This is a genomic window from uncultured Gimesia sp., from assembly GCF_937910335.1.
Classification (GTDB): domain Bacteria; phylum Planctomycetota; class Planctomycetia; order Planctomycetales; family Planctomycetaceae; genus Gimesia.
The window spans coordinates 1-4056 of record NZ_CALEMX010000443.1 but is presented as its reverse complement, the minus strand read 5'-3'; the positions used below and the strand labels follow the sequence as shown (position 1 = coordinate 4056).

Below are 4056 nucleotides of genomic sequence, written 5' to 3'. Positions count from 1 at the left end.
CGTGATCTCGGCCCTCAGTTTTCAAATATTTACAACGCTCTGCACTAAATTGGATTGGCCGATGAGCCATGTCTTTCTCGGACTGGCGCTGGTTCTTTTACCCGTCGCGCTGCTCTATCATCCGAAAGATGAGACATTAGCACATGAGTGTCCCTAAAGTTTTCGAACTTTTGCTTGACCGGCGTCTAAGATCGAGCAGAATGAATGTAGAACCATTAACCCCGTTGAATCAAACATCAGAACAGAGCAGTCATGAACAGACAATTTGAATTCAATCCTACAAACGTCAGTACGATCCTGGATGAAACCTGGCAGCAGCTGAAGGCCGCCGCTGAGACAGAGACACATCCCTGGCGGCTGGGAAACCTGGCGACAGTAGCAGCGGATCGCCCACGCGTCCGCACCGTGGTTTTGAGAGTCGTAGAAACCGAAGCACGCGAACTCATCTGTTATACAGATCAACGCGCCGCTAAAGTCAGCGAAATCAATGCCGCTCCCAATGTCGAATGGGTAACCTACGATCCGATCACCCGCGTGCAAATCCGCTTGAGAGGTACTGCAACAGTTCATACGAATGATGAACTTGCAGCGCAACACTGGAACAACAGCAGTTCCGAACACCGCCGGGGTTATATCACCGTTTCCCCTCCCGGCACCAAAGCAGAGAGCGCGCTTCCCAATCTGCCCGATTATCTCTTTGATCGACTCCCCAATGATGAAGAAGCACAATTGGGCTACGAAAACTTTGCAGTGATTGTATGCCGCATCGAACATCTCGACTGGTTACAACTAAGACGCAACGGCCATCTCGCCGCACAGTTTCACTGGACTGACAAATGGGAAGGACATTGGAAATACGCCTGAGATTGATATATCTGAAACAAGATCAATTCAAATAGGATCATGATCAAAAAGGAGATGCGTAGTGCTGTCGGGACAACGCTGGATAACAATGGGCCTGCTACTAGGATTGGCATTGCTGGTTTTCGCATTAGTCTCGCCAGCCGTTTTTCAATCGCGAGAAGCGGCCCGCATGATCAATTCAAAAAATAATTTGAAGCAAATCGGACTGGCTTTCCTGAATTACTATGAAGCAGAGAGAAGCCTGCCCCCCGGCGGGATCATCCGCGAAGACGATACCGCCATGCAGGGCTGGATGACGATGCTTCTCCCTTATGTTGATGATAACCTGGTTTATAGCTGGCTTGACTTGGACGAATCCTGGCAGAGTCCCCGCAACACTTTCGTCTTTGATTCGGCGCTTCCCGTTTATTTAAATTCGGCCGTTAATGAACATTATACCGATTCTGGATTTGGGTTGACTCATTATCAGGCGAACCCGAATCTCTTGCATCGCAACAGTGGTGTTACTTTTAATCAAATGGAAAATGGGACCTCGCATACCTGGCTGGTGGGCGAAGTGGCCGGCAACTTTCAGCCGTGGAGTTATCCTTTCAACTGGCGATCGCTGGGAACCAAATTTTGTCAAGGACCAGACAGTTATGGACTTCCCGAATGGAACGGCGGTCATCTGCTATTCGCGGATGGCAGCGCCTCCTTTTTTTCTGATCAAACCTCGCCCGACATCTTGAAACGCTTTGCGGCGGCACCTCCCGTAGCAACCGCAGCACAGACCGCCGCCCCCGATCAAGTTTTTCAAACGGGGGTTTTTAATTGGAAACCCATCAAGCTAGAGTCTGACTCAGAAAGCAAGCACAAGTATTTTGGTAACGCGATGGAAAACGGGGACCGAAAGCTGCTGGTCATTAATGTATTTATAGTTGAGAAATCAGAAGGACCACGGAAGAAAGGCGGCCCTTCGCCGCATCTCCTCTTACGCATCGATACCACTACAGACATTGCCCAGGCATTAGAGGAAACCTCAATGTCCCAAGAAACAACCCCCGAGCAGTTGGCAGCGAATGTGAAAACATTACAGGCGTTACAGAAACAATTGCCGAAAAAAGACTCCACCAGATAAAAGTGTTGTTTCAGCCATTTTGCCCAGAGTATGATGGTACTAGCTTGAAGTGTGCCATCATCAACATCCTGAGGTGACTGATCGGAGAGGAATCGAATCATGGCAAAGCAACGCTGGATTAATGTCGGTGTCTGTCTGGGAATTTGTCTCCTGCTGGTTGCACTAATTTTGCCGGCCATTCAACAAGCGAGAGAAGCCGCTCGCAGGGCGACATCCAAAAATACTCTAAGGCACATCGGACTGGCGCTCCACAATTATCATGAGACACACCTTTGTTATCCACCAGGGAGTGTCATCCGCGAAGATGGTCAGGCCATGCATGGCTGGCTGACAATGCTTCTCCCTTATCTCAGTCAAAATTCATATTTCAACAGGATCGATTTCAATAAATCTTGGGACAATCCTGTTAACAGCTATGTACTTAGTAAGTCATATCCTATGTACCTGATGCCAGGTATTGAAGATGATTTTACCAGCACAGGATTTTCGCTTATCCATAATTTAGGAAACCCCAATCTGTTGTATCGCAACAGTAATGTCACCTTTGAGCAGATGAAAAACGGTACCGCTCATACCTGGGCCATAGGCGAAGTCGCCGGAAATTATCAACCATGGGGTTATCCATATAACTGGCGACCTCTGGGAACAAAACTCTGTAATGGACCTCAGAGCTATGGTCGCCCGGCTTGGAATGGCGGCCATTTCGTCTTTGCAGATGGCAGAGTTTCATTTTTGTCAAACGAAACCGCTCCTGAAATATTACTGCAACTCGCTACTGCGCCTCCGATCGCCACAAAAGAGCAGACCACCAAACCTGCTACTACTTTCCAAACAGGAACATTTCGATGGGAACGCATCGAATTATTATCAAATCCACAAGGAGAAAACTACTATTTTGCAAATGTGCTGCAAGATGCCGAAGAAAGACCCCTGGTGATGAAACTTTATTTCTATGCAAATCTGACTGAAGAAGAAAGAGACCAAGAAAAGCTGGTTATACCTGTCTCTTATTTCTTTTTACAGATCGACTCCACTACAGACGTTGCAACAGCGCTCAAGGCAACCTCACTGTCCAAAGCGACAACACCAGCGCAGTTTCAGGCGAACGTGAAAACGCTACAGCAGATGCAGAAACGTTTGCAGAAATGAGACCCTGCCAGATAAAAGTGTTGTTTCCGCCATTTCGCAAAGAGTATGATGGTACTAGCTTGAAGTGTGCCATCATCGTCCTGAAGTGACAAAGCGGAAGGGAATTGCAACATGCCGAATCAACGTCGGGCGGGTATGACCAAGGTAGAGCTGTGCTTCGTTTTAAGTATCATCATCCTGCTGGTTGCATTGCTCATACCGGCCATTCAACAAGCACGCGAAGCCGCTCGCAGGTCAACTTCAAAAAAACTCTGAAGCAGCTCGGACTGGCGTTCCGCAATTATCATGAGACGCATCGCTGTTTACCACCTGGAGGCACAATTCGAGACGATGATAATGTGGCCATGCACGGCTGGTTGATCATGCTACTTCCCTTTTGTGAAGCCAGCCCTACTTTTAACATGGTCGACTTTCATGTACCGTGGGATCATACGAAAAACCAGGAACACTTTGAGCAGGCGCGTCGTAGGTGGATGATTCCGGGAGTTGATGCGAATTATACCAATACCGGCTTTGCTCTGACTCATTATCTAGGAAACCCTAATCTGTTACATCGCAACAGTAGTGTCACCTTTGAGCAGATGGAGAACGGCACTGAACATACTTGGGTTGTGGGAGAAGTCGCTGGTAACTTTCAACCGTGGGGTTATCCGTTTAACTGGCGACCACTGGGATCAAAACTCTGTGACGGTCCGGATAGTTTTGGCTGCCCTCCCTGTCATGGCGGTCATCTACTGTTTGCTGACGGCTCAGTCTTGTTTTTTTCTGATGAGACTGCTCCCAAAATCCTAGAAATGTTCGCCGCCATGCAACCGCATGCCACGAAAGAGCAGACTGCAGTACCGAATAAAAAGTTTGTGACTAGCGGTTTTGAAAAGAAAAAAATTCGGTAGCAACGTCCGAGCAGTTTGAGGCGAATATGAAAA

Annotated in this window: 4 protein-coding genes; all 4 read left to right on the top strand. The window is 48.0% G+C overall.

Features of this window, described 5'->3' with window-relative positions; genetic code table 11:
- Window positions 1-252: 252 nt before the first annotated feature.
- The 4 genes from Q0668_RS17660 (at window position 253) to Q0668_RS17645 (ending at window position 4023) form a co-directional block, all read left to right on the top strand.
- The gene (locus Q0668_RS17660; RefSeq protein ID WP_298867025.1) at window positions 253-864 is read left to right on the top strand and encodes a pyridoxamine 5'-phosphate oxidase family protein; all 612 of its coding nucleotides are present in this window, start codon (window positions 253-255) and stop codon (window positions 862-864) included.
- A gap of 61 nt (window positions 865-925) precedes the next feature.
- On the top strand, window positions 926-1981 hold the full coding sequence (locus tag Q0668_RS17655; RefSeq protein ID WP_298867023.1) for a DUF1559 domain-containing protein: 1056 nt from the start codon (window positions 926-928) through the stop codon (window positions 1979-1981).
- A 99-nt stretch (window positions 1982-2080) separates the two neighbouring features.
- On the top strand, window positions 2081-3130 hold the full coding sequence (locus tag Q0668_RS17650) for a DUF1559 domain-containing protein (RefSeq protein WP_298867021.1): 1050 nt from the start codon (window positions 2081-2083) through the stop codon (window positions 3128-3130).
- Between the two features lie 152 nt (window positions 3131-3282).
- Window positions 3283-4023, top strand: a complete 741-nt coding sequence (locus Q0668_RS17645; RefSeq protein ID WP_298867019.1) for a DUF1559 domain-containing protein — start codon at window positions 3283-3285, stop codon at window positions 4021-4023.
- Window positions 4024-4056 lie beyond the last annotated feature (33 nt).

Bases quoted from the DNA above. Each gene is read 5' to 3' on its own strand.
- Q0668_RS17660 (WP_298867025.1), top strand. From the start codon at position 253: ATGAACAGACAATTTGAATTCAATCCTACAAACGTCAGTACGATCCTG.
- Q0668_RS17650 (WP_298867021.1), top strand. From the start codon at position 2,081: ATGGCAAAGCAACGCTGGATTAATGTCGGTGTCTGTCTGGGAATTTGT.